Source organism: Ochrobactrum sp. RH2CCR150, assembly GCA_014138095.1.
Lineage (GTDB): Bacteria > Pseudomonadota > Alphaproteobacteria > Rhizobiales > Rhizobiaceae > Brucella > Brucella gambitense.
In genome coordinates this window covers 48,585-66,392 of sequence record JACGXE010000020.1, presented here as the reverse complement: position 1 = coordinate 66,392, position 17,808 = coordinate 48,585, and the positions used below count along the sequence as shown (strand labels likewise).

Genomic DNA, 17,808 nt, shown 5'->3' with positions numbered 1-17,808 from the left:
GAAAACTCAACTTTAGACGATGGTGAAAAATGACGAGCTTGTTTTGGGGCTTGTGCGTCATTGGCGCACAAAGCAGGCACACGACCAATAAGCAATTGATCCGTGGGGCGATTCTTGCAGGAACATGTCTTTCGACGGTCTTGCTCGCCGGACCAACAGCTTCATTCGCACAAGCAGCCGGGGCAGCGGCTGAAACGGAAGAAACCGAAGCCCAGAAGAAAAAGGCAGCGGAGAGCGAACAGGATGCCGGCGTCGCATCCGACGGCACGGTCAAGCTGAACCAGATCGTGGTGACGGCGACAGGCTTTGAGCAGAACATCACCGATGCCCCCGCCAGCATCACCGTCGTACCGGGCGAAGAGCTTGAAAAGGGCGCCTATCGCGACCTGACCGACGCCTTGAAGGACGTGCAGGGTGTGGCCGTGACCGGCCCTGCCGCAGAACGCGATATTTTTATTCGTGGCCTTCCCGGCTCCTACACGCTGCTGCTCGTTGACGGCAAGCGCCAGAGCACCCGCGATGCCCGCACCAACGGCAATTCGGGCTTCGAGCAAAGCTTCCTTCCGCCTGCAAACGCGATCGAGCGCATCGAAGTCATCCGTGGCCCGATGTCTTCGCTCTACGGTTCAGATGCGATGGGCGGCGTCATCAACGTCATCACCAAGAAAGTGTCGGACAAGTGGAGCGGCTCGTTCACGGTGGACGGCATCGCCCAGCAGCACTCCAAGTTCGGTAACTCGCTTCAGGGTTCCTATTACATAACGGGTCCGCTGGTGCCGAACCTTGTCGGCGTGCAGCTCTGGGGACGCGGCCTGAAGCGCCAGGAAGACAAGATCGTCAGCGGCTCGCCCGAGCAGCAGGATGTCGATATTACGGGTCGCATCACCTGGACCCCGAACAAGGATCACGACGTTCAGCTGGAACTGGGCAAGACGCGTCTGCGCCGCGACAGCACGGTCGGCAATACGACGGAGAAGACCGCCTCAGCTGTCGATTCCTACAACTATAATGACCGCGACCATTGGTCGATCAGCCATACCGGCCGCTGGGGCCCGACGACGTCGGAGTTCTCCTTCATGCAGGAATGGTCCGAGCGGACCAACTTCAACTGGAGCAATGCGTCCAAGAGCTATGTCGAAAATCTCCGCTCTCCGCATGTGAAGAACTCGGTCCTCGACGGCAAATTCACCACGCCATTCGAACTTTACGGCGCACACACGCTCGTCACCGGCGGCCAGTTCATGGATACGGTTCTCACCGACCAGAATCCGGGACGCCGTACGGGTCTGGACGAAGAATTCAGCGTGCGCCAATGGGCGCTCTTCGCCGAAGACGAATGGTGGCTGACGCCCGATTTCTCGCTGACCGGCGGTCTGCGCATGGATGATCACGAGGTCTATGGTTCGCATCTCAGCCCGCGCGGTTATGCGGTGTGGCACGCGACCGACCAGATCACCTTCAAGGGCGGCATTTCGACCGGCTTCAAGGCCCCCGATATCCGCACCATCGCGCCGGGTTATGCCTATACGACGGGCGGCGCCGGTTGCTCTTACGGTCCAACCGGCACGTGCGGCGTCATTATCGGCGATCCAAATCTGGAGCCTGAAAAGAGCACCAGCTACGAAGCCAGCGTGTTGTGGGACAACCAGTCCGGCCTTCGTCTGGGCGCCACGTACTTCTACACGGATTTCAAGGACAAGATTTCCAACGCACTCGTCACCGATGCCGATGGCAATCCGGCCCGCTGGAGCGAAGATCCGAACTACCGTCTGTGGTACGCCTTCAATATCGATGAAGCTGTCATGCAGGGCGTTGAGCTGACCTTCAACTGGGAAGCGACCGACACGATCACCCTTCGCGGTAACTACACCTATACGGATTCTGAGCAGAAGACCGGCGCCTATGAAGGCCTTCCGCTGGCCCGCACGCCCAAGCATATGGCGAGCCTGCGCGGCGACTGGATCACCCCGGTTGACGGGCTCAAGGCATGGGCTGCCGCCAACTATCATGGCGAGGAAACCAATGCCGGCGCTCGTATCGGATCGGCTGGAACACCGATCTATGCAGCGGACGGAAAGACCGTTCTGGCACGCAAATATAAGCCATATGCGACGGTCGATCTCGGCGGGTCCTATGACTTCAGCGAGAACGTCACCTTCAATGCAGCTGTCTACAACATCTTCGACAAGCAGATCGATGTCGACGAGTTCAACACGGTTGTCGACGGTCGCCGCCTTTGGGTCAGCATGACCTCCCGCTTCTGATCTGACGCAGTATGACGCCAGCCGTTCGTTAGGCTGGCGTCATTTTTTCGATTGAATGGATGCTCGATGAGCGCTCTGAAAAACATAAAGACGAAGATGTGCCTGATGCTCGGCAGCATTCTTTTTGCCTCCACGGCCCAGGCAGCGGAACCGGTGCGCGCTTTCTTCGATATGGAAGCCAACGGCATTTCCTATCGCATTTTCACCGCAGCGCCTGCCGAGGCGGCTCCCGAGGGTGGCTATCCCGTCATCTACATGGTCGACGGCAACCGCATGTTGCCGCTTGCCGCTGCAGAAATGGGCAAGAATACAGAGCTGAAAGCCGTTCTGGTGGGTATCGGTTATCCGACCGATGTTCCGGAAGAAATCGTGCGTCTGCGCTATTTCGACCTGACCTCGGCGACCAGTGAACAGTTGACGCCAGATCCGGCCAACCAGCCAAAGACCGGCGGTCGCGATGCCTTCTTTGCCTTTATCGAAGGACAGGTGAAGCCCGAAATCGAAAAGCGTTTCGCCATCGACAAGCGCAAGCAGGCTCTGTTCGGCCATTCGCTGGGCGGGCTGTTCACGCTGTATGCGCTGTTCAATCACACCGATTCCTTCCAGAGCTACAGCGCTGCCGATCCGTCGATCTGGTGGGATGGTCACTCGATCCTGTCGGAGAAGGATCGCTTCATTGCAGCGTTCAAATCGGCTCCGCAGCCGCTGCGTCTGCTGATGGAAACCTCCGGCAAGCGTGGATCAAGGCCCGGTCAATCGACGGAAGACATTCAGCGCATGCGCAAGCTGCGCGGCGGACCTTCGGGCGTGGATGTCTACAAGGAACTGGAGCAGCTGCCGCAATTGGAAACAGCGTTCCACCGCTTCGCCAATGAGGGTCACGGTTCGATGATTCCGCTGACGGTGAAGGACAGTCTGGATTTCATTCTGCTCGACCGGAAGCCCGAACACACAGACAATTGAGCGTTTTTTATCCGTCGGGCTTTGACCTGCGGAAAACTGGACTATAAAGCACAGGATTGACGAAAGGATTGTGCATCATGATGAATTTCGGCCAACATGTCGCCCGCCTCTGTGGCGCAGCCGTCATGGCTCTTTCTCTGGCATCCGCCGCCAGCGCTGCCGACATTACCGTCAAGCATGCGCAGGGTGAAACGGCAGTACCTGCTTCCCCGGCCAAGGTAATCGTGCTCGATCTCGCGTCGCTGGACAATCTCGACCGCCTCGGCGTCAAGGTTTCGGGCGTGCCGACACTGGTCACCGCCCCGGACTTCCTCAAGAAGTACCAGTCCGACGATTATCCGAAAGTCAGCACGCTGTTCGAACCCGACTACGAAGCCATCAATGCCGCCGAGCCGGATCTCATCATTGTCGGCGGTCGTTCGGCAGCCAAATATCCGGAACTCGCAAAGATTGCTCCGACCATCGATCTGACGGTTTCTGCAAAAGACCTCATCGGCGGCACCGAAGCCAATGTTGAAAAGCTCGGCCAGATCTTCGGCAAGGAAGCGGAAGCCAAGGCTGAAATCGAAAAGCTCAACGCCGATGTCGCCGCGCTGAAGCAGAAGACCGCTGGCAAGGGCACAGGTCTTCTGATCCTCACCACCGGCGGCAAGATGAGCGCCTATGGTCCCGGCTCGCGCTTTGGCATGCTGCATGACGCCTATGGCGTGACGCCTGCCGCAGCCGACCTGACGACCAAAGGCAATCATGGCCAGCCGATCAGCCAGGAATTCATTCTCAAGACCAACCCTGACTGGTTGTTCGTGATCGACCGCGACGCCGCCATCGGTCGCGAGGGCAATTCCGCGAAGCAGGTTCTGGACAATGATCTTGTTCGCCAGACCACCGCAGCGAAGAAAGACCAGATCGTCTATCTGAAGTCGCAGAACTGGTATCTCGTCGGCGGCGGCCTCAATGGCCTGCATGGCACCATCGACCAATTGTCGGAAGTCTTCGACAAGGCAAAGTAAAAGTCAGGCACTTTCTGACCCAGTCACCCGGGCTGTCCGCCATGCCGGACAGCCCGATGCATGACAAGGCAAGAGAACAGGACAAAGCGTGAAGGGACTAGCCGCAGCCATTGTTGTTGTCGCCGTGCTTGCTGTCATCAGCCTGTTTATCGGGGTCGGCGACGTTTCACTGCATGCACTGATTTACCCCGGTGAAAGCGCGAGCGACAGTCCCGGCAGTGCGCTTGAACTGCTGCTTGTCAGCCGCATTCCGCGCACCATCGCCATTGTGCTGGCGGGCATGTCGATGGCCGTTGCAGGCATGATCATGCAGATGCTGACCCGCAATCGTTTCGTCGAGCCTTCGACGGCGGGAACCGTCGAATCCGCCAGTCTCGGCATTCTTCTTGTCATTCTTTTCGCGCCGGAAGCGCCGGTCTTCGTCAAGATGCTGGTCGCTTCGGTAACCGCAGTGGCCGGAACGGCACTGTTTCTCCGCATCCTGCACAGTATCCCGCTTCGCTCCGTGCTGGTCGTCCCGCTCGTTGGCATCATGCTCGGCGGGGTTATCAGCGCCATCACCACTTTCATCGCCTATCGCTTCGATCTCTTGCAATCGCTGAATTCGTGGACGACTGGCGATTTTTCCGGTGTGCTGCGCGGACGCTACGAATTGCTGTGGATCGCATTTGCCCTCACCGTCGTCGCCTATATCGCCGCCGACCGGTTTACAGTTGCGGGACTGGGCGAAGACTTCACCACCAATCTTGGCCTCAACTATCGCCGCGTGGTGACGCTCGGCCTTGTCATCGTATCGATGGTCAGCGCATCGGTGGTCGTCACGGTCGGCATGATTCCGTTTCTCGGTCTGATCGTGCCCAATGTCGTCAGCATGTTCATCGGCGACAATATGCGCCGCGCCTTGCCGTGGATCGCAGTTCTCGGCGCGGGCCTGGTGCTCGCCTGCGATATCGCCGGTCGCCTGATCCGCTTTCCCTATGAGATCCCCATCGGGACGATGATGGGCGTCGTGGGCAGCGTCATCTTCCTTTATCTCCTGTTGCGGCGGGGTTCGCGCCTTGCTTAGACGTCCCGCGATCCTCATCCCCGTTCTAGGCGTGATTGCCCTTCTTGCCGCCATCGCCTTTATGACGATCGGTGCAAAGGGCAGCTGGTCTTTCATCCTGTCCTTCCGCGGCACAAAACTGGCCGCCATGGTGCTGGTGGCTTATTCCATTGCAGTATCGACCGTGCTGTTTCAGACCGTCACCAACAATCGCATTCTGACGCCGTCCATCATGGGCTTCGATGCGCTCTATATTCTGATCCAGACCGTCATCGTGTTTTTCTTCGGGGCGGTGCATATCGACTGGATCGGGCCGAACATGCGCTTCATCACTGAAACGGTGGTGATGGTGCTGTTTGCGGGTTCGCTCTATTACTGGCTGTTTTCAGGCGCGGCGCGCAGCCTGCATCTGGTGATGCTGGTCGGCATTATATGCGGCGTGTTCTTCCGCAGCCTGTCCAATCTCATGCAGCGGATGCTAGATCCGGACCTTTTCGCTGTCTTGCAGGACCGCTTCTTTGCCAGTTTCAACACGATCAACGCCGATATTCTGACGCTCTCGGCGATTATCGTCGCTGCCGTGTCGCTCTATGGCTGGCGGCTGTTACATGTCTTTGACGTGCTGGCGCTCGGACGCGAGCCTGCCATCAATCTTGGCGTCGATCATCGCCGTGTGGTGCGGCTCATCCTGCTGATGGTCACGGTGCTTGTCGCTGTTTCGACCGCGCTCGTCGGACCAATCACCTTCTTCGGCCTGCTTGTTGCCAATCTCGCCTATATGCTTGCCGGCACGGGGAAACATCGCGTCGTTCTGCCGATTGCCGTTCTTCTGGCCATCATTTGCATTGTCGGTGGCCAGACCATTCTCGAACGGGCCTTTGCCTTCAATACCGCGCTCAGCGTCATCATCGAATTCCTGGGCGGTCTCGTCTTCATTATCCTTCTTGTCAGGGGAAATGCACGTTGATCGAAATAAGCCAAGTCAGCAAATCCTATAGCGGCGCGCTTGTCGTCGATGACGTGTCCCTGCGCTTAACCGCGGGCGGAGTGACATCGATCATCGGCCCCAATGGCGCTGGCAAATCGACGCTGCTTTCCATGATCAGCCGCCTTTTGCCGATGGACAAGGGCCGCGTGACCGTGGACGGTCTCGATGTCACCACCACATCGGGCGATGTGCTGGCAAAACGACTGTCGATTCTGCGACAGGAAAACGCCATCAATTCACGCCTGACCGTGCGCGACCTCGTGACATTCGGGCGCTATCCCTATTCCAAAGGCCGACCGAACAGCGAAGACCGCAAGCATGTGGAACAGGCCATCGGTTATCTTGGCCTTGAAAGCTTAAGCGAGCGCTTTCTGGATGAACTGTCCGGCGGTCAACGTCAGCGCGCCTTTGTGGCAATGGTGCTCTGTCAGGATACGGACTATGTGCTTCTTGATGAGCCACTCAATAATCTCGATATGAAACACGCGGCATCGATGATGAAACTGCTGCGCCGCGCTGCCGATGAGCTTGGCAAGACGGTCGTGCTGGTGCTGCATGATATCAACTTCGCGTCGTGCTATTCCAACCATATCGTTGCCATGCGCAATGGCAAGGTCGCCCATCAGGGAACGCCGGACGAACTGATCCATCCGGAAATTCTGAGCGACATTTACGATATGGAGATCGCGGTTGAAATCATCGGCGGGAAGCGGATCGGAGTCTATTACCTGTAAATAGACTATCTATTCGCTCGATTTCGTGCAAAAGCATGCGCAACCAGCCATTGGCGACTATCGGTGGAGTGTTCATGCTGACGAAGAAGGGCAAATATGGTTTGAAAGCGCTGGCGCATCTTGCCTTGCTTGAACCCGGCGAAAGCGCTTTCGTCGCCGAGATTGCTTCCAAGAACAATATCTCCAAGAAATTTCTCGACGCCATTCTTCTGGAACTGCGCAACGATGGCATCCTGCGCTCCAAGAAAGGCCCCGGCGGCGGCTATAGCCTTTCCAAACCGGCAGCCGATGTCACGATAGGCCAGGTGGTCCGCGTTCTCGACGGACCGCTCGCACCCATCCGCTGCGCAAGCCGCATGGCCTATCAGCCCTGCGAAGACTGTGAAGATCACCGCGCCTGTCAGGTGCGCCGGTCGATGCTGCTCGTGCGCGAAGCCATCGCTGGTGTTCTCGACACAATGACACTGGAACAATTCGCGCGTAACGGTGGCCTCGAAGACGACAGCACCGCGCCGGAGTGGGCCAGGTTAAGCGCCTGACAACAGGTCCAGCAGCCGGTAGCCGCCATTGTGATAGACCAGCGGCTCGCCGCCACCTGCCACGATTTTCAGAACACGACCGATGATAATGGCATGGGTGTGCCGCTCGATGACGTCTTCGACGGCGCAATCGACGGCGGCCAGAGCGCCTGTCAGCGCCAGTGCACCGCTTTCCAGCGTGTACCATTCCGCATCGGCATAACGCGCAACGCCCTTGATACCATCCTTGCCCGCGAAGCGGTCCGCAATCGGCTGCTGTGCAGCCGACAGCACATTGACGCAGAAATGGTTATGGCGGCTGATAGCAGGCCAGACCGACGAACCGCGATTGATGTTGACGATGATCGTCGGCGGATCAACCGAAAGTGCGGTCGCGGAGGTAACGGTCGCACCGGTGCGCCCATCGCCAAAGCCGGCGGTAACAACGCTGACGCCGCCAGCCAATTGCCGCATTGCAGCCTTCAGCTCATCGGGTGAAACAGCGATATCCGCTGTATCTTCCACCAGTCTCAACGCTTTTTCGCCCATGCTTGCCACCATCATTTCATTGCGGTCATCGCCTGTCCGATTGACCGGCCAGACGTGAAGGAATGGTGTCACGCTAAGCCGCAGCGTTCAAAGCCGACGACTGCCTTCTCACCCCGAATAGGGAAAGCATTTTCTATTTTCTACAAAACGAATGGAATTAATCCGCTCGCAGCGCAATCAGCGTTGCGTTCTTTTTGTATGATGCTCGGCGAGATAGGCCCGGTCGTCCTGCGTTGAAAACAGTACGGAAAAGACGATGCCGATACCCGCACCGAGCAATGTGTCCAGCACCCGCTCCGACACCATATCAACCCCGTCCAGACCGGGCGCAGCGATATAGGTCATCAGCAACGCCATAGGCGTGACCAGAATTTGCCCCAGAGCATAATTGGAGCCGATGATCACTTCAGTTGCGAATTGCAGAAGCGCCAGTATCGCAATCAGCGTCCATATGGACGGGGCATGTGTCAGGATCATCCAGGCAACGACCGCGCCCAGAAGCGTGCCGACCATACGCTGCAAGGCGCGGTTCATATTGATATGCAAATGCGCGCCCTGCATCACGGCAACAGCGCCCATGGCCGCCCAGGCCGGGTGCGCCACACCCATCGCGAAGACGGCAAAGGCGGCCACGCCCGCGCCGAAGGCCACGCGCGTGGCCGCGATCAACCGGTGACGGACCGGCCGCAACGGTTCGGCAGGGAAAGGCTTGTCCGGGCTGGCCTTATGGCGGAAATATTCCGTCAGCATGCAGATCAAGCAGGCCAGCAGCGCAACAAGTGCAGTTGCAGCTGTGCGTTCCATGGTCTGCTGCACGGTGACAGAATGGCTCATCGATGCACCGGCTGCGAAAATGAAAATCAACGCTCCGGGAGGGCCAAACTTTCCGGTGGTGGTCACGAAACAGAAGACGCCGCACAGAATGGCCAGCAGCATCAGCTGCACGGCCAGCGGCGCGCCCGCTGCGGCGACCAGCGACATGCTGAGCACGGCCAATGTCTGACAGATCGCGCATAGCAGCACGACACGGTTGCGGCTTGCCTGCGGTGCGAAGCGTCCAAACAGAGCAACCAGAGCGCCAAGCGAAGCAAAGCCGATCAGGTGCGACCACGGCGAGAGATAGACGAGCGGCAGGGCGATGACTGCCGTGGCTGCCGACTGAAGCCCCGCGAGCGACGAATTGCGAATGGAAGGCTGCTGCGAAAGCGCAATGCTCTCCTGAAACTGTTGCCGCTTCAAAAGCTGGCGTGCGGCGTCCAGCCTGCGGGCCGACTCCGCCATGGAGGTTTCAGTGCTCATTCTCCGGTTTCCTGTGCGCGTCTCAGCTGGTTGGCCGCGAGGCGCTTCTCGATAGAGTCAAAATGGTCAAGCATGGCAGCCAGATCCGCATCGGAAATATCCGCCAGCATGTCTTCCTCACCCTTGGCCAGTTCGCGCCGGATTTCGGCCACCCGCTGCTCCCCCTTCGGCGTGAGGAAGATCAACCGCGCGCGGTTGTCGTTCTCATCGACCCGGCGTTCGACCAGTTCCTGACGACACAAAATGTCGAGAAGTCGCACAAGGCTCGACCCGTCGATGCCGACCAGTGCGGCGAGTTCCTTCTGCGTCACGCCACCCCCGGTGGCCTGAAGATGAATCAGCGGCACCCAGGTGGCATCGGACAGCCCCGCTTCGGCAAGCCGCGCGTCAAGCGCACGCCGCCAGCGCCGGGCAAGCAACGAAAAGCGGATCCCGAACTGGGATCGTGGAGAAAATGAATTGGATTGCATAGCTGCAATAGAGCATGAATTAATTTGGTTTGCAATTCAAATTAATTCAGTTGAAACGAATTTCACCATCGGAATTCTCATGTCGAAATTTTTCGGATAGCGCTTTCGGGACGAGCTGCCTATCATCAATCAATACTTCACCCGAAGGCGCGGAAATTAACCGACGGGCTGCAATACCGAAACATCTCCCCGCACGAAGGAAACAAAGACAGCAACCATGGCAGCTCTCGTGTCGTCGGAAAATGGAGTGGGTCAGAAGGCAGCGCGCTTTCTTGGTCTGATACTCATCGCCATTCTCGGCTATAGTTTCTGGCTCAATGAAAGCTGGCTGACGCTCTGCGCTGGACTGGCTATTTTCCTGTTCGGCATGCAATGTCTTGAAGAAGGCTTGCGCAATCTGGCAGGCAGCGCCTTGGAACGCATGCTGGCGCGCGGTACGTCCACCTCGTGGAAAAGTCTGCTGGTCGGGCTGGTCGGCGCAACGGTGATGCAATCGAGCACGCTTGTTTCGCTGATGACCATCGCCTTCATTACCACCGGCCTCATCTCACTCGCCGCGGGCATATCCATCATCTTCGGCGCAAATTTGGGCTCGGCAACCGGAATATGGCTGCTGTCGCTGGCCGGACAAAATTTCAGCCTGTCGTCGCTGGCGCTGCCGCTGATGGTGTTCGGCGTGCTGGCGAGTTTCTTCGGCCCGAAAATCAAGGCCATCGGGCGCATTCTGCTCGGCATCGCCTTCATTTTCCTCGGCATTGACGGCATCAAGCAGGGGTTTTCCGTCGTCACCGAAAATTTCGATCTCGCCCAATACAGGATCGACGGCTGGCTTGGTCAGGTCATCTTCGCAGGTATCGGCCTCGTGCTGACCCTACTGCTGCAATCGACCCATGCGACCCTGATGCTAACGCTTGCAGCACTTGGTCTGGGGCAAGTCGATCTCTGGCAATCGGCTGCGATCGCCATCGGGGCCAATGTCGGCAGCAGCGTCACCACCGGCATTGCCGGTGCACTCGGCGGCAACCGCAGCGGTCAGCGGCTTGCGCTGGCGCATGTGATTTTCAATGTCATCACCGCCTGTATTTCGCTGATCCTGATGGGCATGCTGGTTCGCCTTGCGGTATGGCTTTCGCAGGCAATGGGCGTCGGTGACAATCAGCTAATCCAGCTCGCGATCTTCAACAGCGAGTTCAACATTTTGGGCGTGCTGATCTTCTGGCCTGCCCTTGTCCCGTTCACCCGGTTTCTGGAACGCGTGCTGCCGGACAGGCCGGAGCCGCGTGTTCTCATTCCGGCAGGCTCGCCTGATCTTCCTGAAAACGCGCTGCGCGCCCGTTACCTCGACAAGTCGGCGCTCAGTTCGCCCGAAACAGCTGCGCAGGCGCTCGTGCATGAGTTGCAGCATCTTGGCCGCCTGAGCGTCGAGGTTATCTGCCACGCGCTCTATCTGCCGGTCAGCGAAATCAATCGCGCCAGGCATGATGAGGCCATCATGCGCGCCGCCCCCGACGTCGATTATGTCGATGCCGATCTGCTCTATCGGCTCTATATCAAGGGCGTCTATGGCGACATATTGAGCTTCATCGGCAAGGTCGATCCCGGGAACAACGCGGACCAGCAGAATTTCTGGATGACCGGTCAGGTCATCGCGCTGCAAATGGCGGAAATCGTCAAGGACGCCAAGCATCTCCAGAAGAATCTCGGCTTCTATCTCCGGCAGACCAATTCACCGGCACGGGACGCCTATGTGGAACTGCGCGAACATTTGGTCAATGTGCTGCATGAGGTCCGCGTGCTGAGCCGCGCCGATGCCGCCAGCGACAAATGGGACGCCCACCAGCAGGCTTTCATCGAGAAGGTCAAAGACTTCGAGCGCGACTTCGGCGCAAAGCTGTTCGAGGCGAACCGGCAGGAGAAAGTCAGCGGCTTGCAGCTCAGCTCGCTTCTCAACGATCTTGGCTATGCCAGACGCATCGCAAACGGGCTCAACACGCTTCTGACCATCCGCAAGCGGTCGCTCAACGACCCGCTGCACAATCTCTCCGACCTCTTCGAGGAAGACACACCGCTGGTTCAGATATAACGAAACGCCGCCTTTCAGGCGGCGCGAATATCCAGACCGCCATTTTCGACGATGAAATCGATCACCTCCTGCACACCCTGGCCACGATGCAGATCGGTGAAACCAAAAGGACGTTTGCCACGCATGCGTGCCGCGTCACCTTCCATCACCTCCAGGTCGACATGCACATAGGGCGCAAGATCGCTCTTGTTGATGACCAGAAAGTCCGACCGCGTGATACCCGGCCCGCCCTTGCGGGGGATTTCCTCACCCTGACAGACGGAGATGACATAAAGCGTCAGATCAGCCAGATCTGGCGAGAAGGTCGCCGCCAGATTATCGCCGCCGGATTCGATGAACACGATATCCAGATCGGGAAAGCGCCGGTTCATCTCGGCAATAGCCTGAAGATTGATCGACGCATCCTCGCGGATTGCCGTATGCGGGCAGCCGCCGGTTTCCACGCCCATGATGCGGTCTTCCGACAACGCCTGATGGCGCGCCAGAATATAGGCGTCTTCCTGCGTATAGATATCGTTGGTGATGACGGCGACCGAATATGTGTCGCGCAGCGCCTTGCAGAGCTTTTCAGTCAGCGTCGTCTTGCCGGAGCCGACCGGCCCGCCAATTCCAATTCTGAGCGGTCCATTCTTCTGTGTCATGAGCGAAAAAGCCTCGAATGCTGTGTTTCATGTTTCATGGCCATGATATCGGCGATGAAAGTCGCCGAACCAAGGTCATCCAGACTGGACTGTCCGGCGCGCAAGGCGGTTTCCGCCAGCGTGGTTTCCAGTGTGGCCATGGTGGAAGTCACGCCGCGTTGCCCCGTGACCGACAGGCGGATCGACGCCTGCAACAGATTGATGCAGAAAGCCTGCAGGAAGGCAGCCAGTGTTGAGTCGGGCGGAACGCCATGCGCCCCTGCCACTGCGCCGACCGCCACCGGATAAGCACAGTCGCCCGGCAACTGATCGAAAACCGGCGACTGCCAGCTGCGCGCAGCGGACAGGAATGCTCCGCCTTGTAGCATGGTTTCCATATGTCGTTCCCGCGAACCTGCCAGCGCCTCCGCCAGATCGGCAATCTCGCGCAAATCCTCGCCCGCCATCACCCGCCGCCAGCTTGCTGCGCACAGGACCGCATCGTTCCAGCCGGAACCACGTGTGACGAGCCAGTACAGCCAGTCCTTCAGCTCCGCGGCATCGGTGACGAAGCCGTCATGCACCGCCCGTTCCAGCCCGTGACTATAGCTGAACGAGCCGACCGGAAAGACCGGCGACAGCCACGCCATCAACCGCAAAAGAGCGGTGTTGGGGTCAGTCGTGATGGTGGTGGTGATGGTCATGGTCGTGCGTGTGGTGATGGTGCCCGTGATCGTGCTCATGTTGCGAATGACCACCCGAATAGGCCCCGCGCAGTGGGCTGAAAATCGCGACCACATTGGTCACGGTTGCGCCCAGCCCTTCCAGCATCGCCTTGATGACGTGATCGCGCAGAATGAAGATGCGGTCTGTTTCGATCTGCGCCGCCAGATGACGATTGCCGATATGCCACGCAAGCTGCGCAATATGCAGCGGGTCGCGCCCGTGGATTTCATAAAGCTCTTCACTGGCGGCGCGGATTTCAATCTCGCGCCCATCGTCCAGAACAAGCCGGTCGCCATGCTCCAGCACCACCGGATCGGCAAAATCGGCAAGCACCTTCTCGCCATTATCGAGCGTGATTGCCTTGCGGCGCAGATGGCGCTCGTCACGCTCCAGCACGGCATGCGCTGCCGGGACAGCGTCGATCACTTCATGTGCGCGGATGATGTCTACTGCTCGAAACATTTTCTACCTCAGTTCTCAGAACAGGAAATAACGCTGCGCCATTGGCACCACGTCCACCGGTTCGCATGTCAGAAGCTCGCCATCGGCGCGCACTTCATAGGTTTCCGGGTCAACTTCCATTTGCGGCATGGCATTGTTGAGGATCATCGACTGCTTGCCGATGCCGCCCCGCGTATTGACGACCGCTGCCATCTGCTTGTCGACGCCCAGCCTCTCACGCAAGCCGCCATCGATTGCCGCCTGCGAAACGAAGGTGATCGAAGTGTTGGTCCGCGCCTTGCCAAAGGAGCCGAACATCGGGCGGTAATGCATCGGCTGCGGCGTCGGGATGGAACCGTTCGGATCGCCCATCGGAGCCGTCGCAATCCAGCCGCCAAGCAAAACCATATCCGGTTTGACGCCAAAGAAGGCCGGGTTCCACAAGACCAGATCGCCACGTTTTCCGACTTCAATCGAACCGATCTCATGCGACATGCCATGGGCAATGGCCGGATTGATGGTATATTTCGCCACATAGCGCCGGGCGCGGTAATTGTCATTGCCCGGCTTGTCATCCGGCAGGCTGCCGCGCTGGCGCTTCATCTTGTCCGCCGTCTGCCAGCAGCGGATGATCATTTCGCCAACGCGGCCCATGGCCTGACTATCGGACGAAATGATCGAGAAAGCGCCCATATCATGCAGGATGTCTTCGGCAGCAATGGTTTCCTTGCGGATACGGCTTTCCGCAAAGGCGATATCTTCGGGAATGGCCGGTGACAGGTGGTGGCAGACCATCAGCATGTCGAGATGTTCCGCGACCGTATTGATCGTATAGGGCCGCGTCGGATTGGTCGACGCGGGCAGAACATTCGGATACTGGCAGACGCGGATAATATCCGGCGCATGCCCCCCGCCCGCACCTTCGGTATGGAAAGAGTGGATCGTCCGCCCCTTGAAGGCATTGAGCGTATCTTCCACGAAGCCGCTTTCATTGAGCGTATCGGTGTGGATCGCCACCTGCACGTCGAAATGGTCAGCAACAGACAAGCAGTTGTCGATAGCCGCAGGCGTCGTGCCCCAATCTTCATGCAGCTTGAGGCCGCAAGCGCCTGCCAGAACCATTTCCTCCAGCGGACCCGGCAATGAAGCATTACCCTTGCCGAACACGCCGAAATTCATCGCCATACCGTCAAAGGATTCAATCAGCCGCGCAATGTGCCATGGCCCCGGCGTGCAGGTTGTCGCCAGCGTGCCATGCGCGGGGCCGGTGCCGCCGCCCACCATGCAGGTGATGCCCGCATTCAGCGCCTCATCCACCTGCTGCGGCGAAATGAAATGAATATGCGAGTCGATGCCGCCCGCCGTGACGATCTTGCCCTCGCCAGCAATAATTTCGGTACCCGGGCCGATGATGATCGTGACGCCCGGCTGCGTGTCAGGATTGCCCGCCTTGCCGATGCCCGCAATGCGCCCATCGCGCAGACCGATATCAGCCTTGTAGATGCCGGTGTGATCCAGAATGAGCGCATTGGTGATGACCGTATCGACGGAACCTTGCGCCCGCGAAAGCTGGCTTTGGCCCATGCCATCGCGGATAACCTTGCCGCCCCCGAATTTGACCTCCTCGCCATAGGTGGTGAGATCGTGCTCGACCTCAATGACGAGTTCCGTATCGGCAAGGCGCACCTTGTCGCCGGTGGTCGGGCCGAACATCTGCGCATAGGTGGCGCGACTGATCTTGGCTGGCATGAAATTCTCCGTCGGCGCTGGCGACTTGTTTTTACGCATTATCCTGCGCAAAACCGCTACGCACTTTTGCTGAAAATGCTTAGAGCTTACCCATGATTTTCTGGCGGAACCCGTAGACCTCACGCTTGCCGCCAAGCGGAACCAGCGTCACATCGCGTTCCTGTCCCGGCTCGAAGCGCACGGCGGTGCCAGCGGCAATATCCAGCCTGCAACCGCGCGCTTTTTGCCGGTCGAACGACAGCGCCGCATTCGCCTCGTAGAAATGATAATGGCTGCCAACCTGGATCGGCCGGTCGCCGGTATTGGCGACCTTGATCGTGACGGTGGGCTGCCCCTCATTAAGCTCTATTTCGCCATCAAGCGTGAAGATTTCGCCGGGGATCATGGTGCACCTCAACCAGCCATCAGCATCAGACCGCCGAGCGCCGTAGCGCCGCCAGCGACGCGCAGCGCAAGGCGTCCGCTTGGACCAGCGGCCAGACGGCCAACGCCAAGACCGATGGCGATGCCCGCCGCGTGGAGCAGAGCCGTGGCCAGCGCAAAGCCTGCCGCATAATCAAAGAACGCCGCAGCGCCGATTTCACCGCCATGCGCATGACCGTGAAAGAAAGCGAAGAAACCGGCAATCGCCGCGCCCACAACGGGAGAGACAGGCAGCGCCAGTGCAACGAGAAAGCCAAGCACGACCACTGAAGCCAGGATCACCGGCTCGACGAAAGGCAGCGGCATTCCGATGAGTGCCGCCAAAAAGCCCAGCAGCATGACGCCGACAAAAGCCGCAGGCACGATGAAAAGTGCTCGCCCGCCCAGCATCGTCGCCCAGAGACCGACGGCAACCATTGCCAGAATATGATCCGCACCGAAAAGCGGATGCGAGAAACCGGCAGCAAACGAACCGTGCTCGGCGGGATTGAGATGGGCAAAAGCCGGGCTTGCAATGAGCGCAAAACCTGCTGCCGTCAGAACCGTCATCTTCTTCATCTTGCACCTTTTTAAAAAACTGAAATTCAAAATCAGCGGATCGGCTCGTGCACCGTGACGAGCTTGGTTCCATCCGGAAATGTCGCCTCGACCTGAATGTCGTGGATCATTTCGGCAACGCCCGCCATCACCTGTTCGCGCGTGATGACATGCGCGCCCGCTTCCATCAGGTCGGCTACAGTGCGCCCGTCCCGCGCACCCTCCACGACGAAGTCGCTGATCAGGGCGATGGCTTCCGGATGATTGAGCTTCACGCCGCGCTCCAGACGGCGACGGGCGACCATCGCCGCCATGGCGATCAACAGCTTGTCTTTTTCTCTGGGCGTCAAATTCATGACTTCGTTCCGAACCTTCTCAACAAACACGGCCCGGTGGCCGCAAATTCAAATTGACCAAACTTTAGGCAGTCCTGCCCTTCCATTGAGCAGCGCCAGCAAAGGAGCGAGGCGCTTGCGCAAGGCATAACTGTCCGGCGCATAGAGCCGCACGCCAAGTTTCGAGGCGCTGCCGACCTGCCAGACGCTGGCGCCGCCCTCGTCGCCGATGATGGCGCGCACGGCCTCCAGCTGCCTTTCGGCCTGCGCCGAAACCAGAAGCACCGTGGCAACGGCAAGCCCGCGATCCGCGACCGCTCTGGCCCGCAATTCAGCGGCAACATCAGGCCCAAGGCGGAACTCTTCCGCATGAACCAGACGCCCGCCGAGCCGCACCCGCCAGCGGTCGCTGAACGATGCCTGTTCGACCTCTTCACCCATGGCCAGACGTCCGAACACACTTGCCTCGACCAGCAGCACTTCCGCCCCTTCATCCATCTCGACATCCAGCTCCCGGGAGAGCACGGAGCGGTTGAACAAAATGGTCTCCTGCGGGAGCCATGCAAGACGCGTGCCTTTTTCCACCTTGATGTGTGTTTCGATGCGCGCTTCACCGCCGCCCGAGCGATAAATGCGCTCGCAGGCCTGCGTGGTGATAACGGCGGAAGCGCCTTCCTGCAGTTCCACATCCCAGCGCAGCCGGTCCCCGCCGGTCAATCCTCCGGATGTGTTGATCAGGATGGCTTCCAGCGGATCCTGCGCCACCTGCGGCATACGGATTTTGGCGGCGCCTTCCTGATAAAGCCGGGAAATGCGGGAGCGTCCGTCCTTGAAACGAACCGTCAGCCCGCCCACGCCATTGACGCGCTGCGAGGCAAGTTTTTCCAGATTACCCTTATCGATGGACATAAACGCTGCTTTCGAACCCCGCAGAACAAATCAGATTGCAGGCGAAAGTTACGGCAGGTCTTTCTCGGCGGAAAGCGGGCTCGAAAAAAATTTAGCGGGCCCGAGTGAGGCCACGACAGATTGCGGGTTCAAAACAGTGAATGCA

General features: G+C 58.8%; 19 protein-coding genes. 8 read left to right on the top strand and 11 right to left on the bottom strand.

The features are described 5' to 3' along the window. The first annotated feature begins 29 nt into the window (after window positions 1–29). From FHW03_RS23900 to FHW03_RS23870, 7 genes are all read left to right on the top strand, one after another. Complete coding sequence (locus tag FHW03_RS23900) at window positions 30–2,264, top strand: TonB-dependent receptor domain-containing protein (RefSeq protein WP_377515620.1); 2,235 nt, start codon at window positions 30–32, stop codon at window positions 2,262–2,264. Between the two features lie 66 nt (window positions 2,265–2,330). Beyond that, on the top strand, window positions 2,331–3,227 hold the full coding sequence (locus tag FHW03_RS23895; RefSeq protein ID WP_182522932.1) for an alpha/beta hydrolase-fold protein: 897 nt from the start codon (window positions 2,331–2,333) through the stop codon (window positions 3,225–3,227). A 77-nt stretch (window positions 3,228–3,304) separates the two neighbouring features. Beyond that, window positions 3,305–4,237 (top strand): siderophore ABC transporter substrate-binding protein, encoded by a 933-nt coding sequence (locus tag FHW03_RS23890; RefSeq protein WP_182522931.1) that lies wholly within the window; start codon window positions 3,305–3,307, stop codon window positions 4,235–4,237. A gap of 88 nt (window positions 4,238–4,325) precedes the next feature. Then, the gene (locus FHW03_RS23885) at window positions 4,326–5,303 is read left to right on the top strand and encodes an ABC transporter permease (RefSeq protein WP_182522930.1); all 978 of its coding nucleotides are present in this window, start codon (window positions 4,326–4,328) and stop codon (window positions 5,301–5,303) included. Continuing rightward, window positions 5,296–6,249, top strand: a complete 954-nt coding sequence (locus FHW03_RS23880) for an iron chelate uptake ABC transporter family permease subunit (RefSeq protein WP_182522929.1) — start codon at window positions 5,296–5,298, stop codon at window positions 6,247–6,249. Before FHW03_RS23885 ends, FHW03_RS23880 begins: the two co-directional genes overlap by 8 nt. Then, on the top strand, window positions 6,246–7,004 hold the full coding sequence (locus tag FHW03_RS23875) for an ABC transporter ATP-binding protein (RefSeq protein ID WP_182522928.1): 759 nt from the start codon (window positions 6,246–6,248) through the stop codon (window positions 7,002–7,004). Before FHW03_RS23880 ends, FHW03_RS23875 begins: the two co-directional genes overlap by 4 nt. A gap of 74 nt (window positions 7,005–7,078) precedes the next feature. Further along, the gene (locus tag FHW03_RS23870) at window positions 7,079–7,543 is read left to right on the top strand and encodes an Rrf2 family transcriptional regulator (RefSeq protein ID WP_182522927.1); all 465 of its coding nucleotides are present in this window, start codon (window positions 7,079–7,081) and stop codon (window positions 7,541–7,543) included. On the opposite strand, the gene FHW03_RS23865 is transcribed toward FHW03_RS23870, so the two are convergent. The 3 genes from FHW03_RS23865 to FHW03_RS23855 all read right to left on the bottom strand — a co-directional run bounded on the left by FHW03_RS23865 (window position 7,532) and on the right by FHW03_RS23855 (window position 9,789). Continuing rightward, a complete protein-coding gene (locus FHW03_RS23865; protein ID WP_235889900.1) occupies window positions 7,532–8,071 on the bottom strand; it encodes a flavin reductase family protein in 540 nt (179 codons plus the stop codon). The two genes, FHW03_RS23870 and FHW03_RS23865, sit on opposite strands and share 12 nt — an antisense overlap. A gap of 177 nt (window positions 8,072–8,248) precedes the next feature. Continuing rightward, entirely contained in the window at window positions 8,249–9,370 is a 1,122-nt protein-coding gene (locus tag FHW03_RS23860; protein WP_182522926.1) for an FUSC family protein, read from the bottom strand. Further along, complete coding sequence (locus FHW03_RS23855; RefSeq protein WP_377515615.1) at window positions 9,367–9,789, bottom strand: MarR family winged helix-turn-helix transcriptional regulator; 423 nt, start codon at window positions 9,787–9,789, stop codon at window positions 9,367–9,369. The genes FHW03_RS23860 and FHW03_RS23855 overlap by 4 nt, the downstream gene beginning before the upstream one ends. A gap of 268 nt (window positions 9,790–10,057) precedes the next feature. Here FHW03_RS23855 and FHW03_RS23850 point away from each other — a divergent pair, with 268 nt between their 5' ends. Continuing rightward, on the top strand, window positions 10,058–11,923 hold the full coding sequence (locus FHW03_RS23850; RefSeq protein ID WP_182522924.1) for a Na/Pi symporter: 1,866 nt from the start codon (window positions 10,058–10,060) through the stop codon (window positions 11,921–11,923). A 14-nt stretch (window positions 11,924–11,937) separates the two neighbouring features. On the opposite strand, the gene ureG is transcribed toward FHW03_RS23850, so the two are convergent. The 8 genes from ureG to FHW03_RS23810 all read right to left on the bottom strand — a co-directional run bounded on the left by ureG (window position 11,938) and on the right by FHW03_RS23810 (window position 17,663). Beyond that, window positions 11,938–12,564, bottom strand: a complete 627-nt coding sequence (gene ureG / locus FHW03_RS23845) for an urease accessory protein UreG (protein ID WP_182522923.1) — start codon at window positions 12,562–12,564, stop codon at window positions 11,938–11,940. Then, window positions 12,561–13,247 carry an urease accessory protein UreF gene (locus tag FHW03_RS23840; RefSeq protein WP_182522941.1) on the bottom strand — a complete coding sequence of 229 codons (687 nt, stop codon included), beginning with the start codon at window positions 13,245–13,247 and terminating at the stop codon, window positions 12,561–12,563. Before FHW03_RS23840 ends, ureG begins: the two co-directional genes overlap by 4 nt. After that, a complete protein-coding gene (gene ureE / locus FHW03_RS23835; protein ID WP_182522922.1) occupies window positions 13,219–13,731 on the bottom strand; it encodes an urease accessory protein UreE in 513 nt (170 codons plus the stop codon). The genes FHW03_RS23840 and ureE overlap by 29 nt, the downstream gene beginning before the upstream one ends. A 15-nt stretch (window positions 13,732–13,746) precedes the next feature. After that, window positions 13,747–15,459, bottom strand: a complete 1,713-nt coding sequence (ureC, locus tag FHW03_RS23830) for an urease subunit alpha (RefSeq protein ID WP_182522921.1) — start codon at window positions 15,457–15,459, stop codon at window positions 13,747–13,749. Window positions 15,460–15,538: 79 nt separating this feature from the next. After that, window positions 15,539–15,844 (bottom strand): urease subunit beta, encoded by a 306-nt coding sequence (locus tag FHW03_RS23825; RefSeq protein ID WP_182522920.1) that lies wholly within the window; start codon window positions 15,842–15,844, stop codon window positions 15,539–15,541. An 8-nt stretch (window positions 15,845–15,852) separates the two neighbouring features. Continuing rightward, window positions 15,853–16,440 carry a HupE/UreJ family protein gene (locus FHW03_RS23820; RefSeq protein WP_182522919.1) on the bottom strand — a complete coding sequence of 196 codons (588 nt, stop codon included), beginning with the start codon at window positions 16,438–16,440 and terminating at the stop codon, window positions 15,853–15,855. A gap of 32 nt (window positions 16,441–16,472) precedes the next feature. Then, entirely contained in the window at window positions 16,473–16,775 is a 303-nt protein-coding gene (locus tag FHW03_RS23815; protein WP_078338387.1) for an urease subunit gamma, read from the bottom strand. A gap of 48 nt (window positions 16,776–16,823) precedes the next feature. Beyond that, complete coding sequence (locus tag FHW03_RS23810; RefSeq protein WP_182522918.1) at window positions 16,824–17,663, bottom strand: urease accessory protein UreD; 840 nt, start codon at window positions 17,661–17,663, stop codon at window positions 16,824–16,826. Window positions 17,664–17,808: the final 145 nt, after the last annotated feature.